1 pseudogene is annotated in these 226 nt (G+C 69.5%); it reads left to right on the forward strand.

The annotated features are described in order from the left end of the window. Positions 1-226, forward strand: a pseudogene (locus tag CCN72_RS31145) (pyridoxamine 5'-phosphate oxidase family protein); the annotation flags it as partial.

The raw sequence follows: 226 nt of genomic DNA on the forward strand, positions 1-226 counted from the left end.
ACGACCCGCGTTTCCCCGGCCTGCTCGCCCGCTTTCCCGGCGTCGACGCGCGCTCGCACGGGCTGCGCGCGGTCATCGTGGTGCACGCCGAGCTGGTGCGGGACACCTGCGGGTACGCCGTCCCCTTCATGGCGTACGAGGAAGAACGCGATCTGCACGAGCGGCGCTTCGCGCGGGAGGACGACGCCTCCCTGAACGACTACTTCACCAAGAAGGAGCACATCGC

The organism is Streptomyces murinus (genome assembly GCF_002154555.1).
Classification (GTDB): domain Bacteria; phylum Actinomycetota; class Actinomycetes; order Streptomycetales; family Streptomycetaceae; genus Streptomyces; species Streptomyces murinus.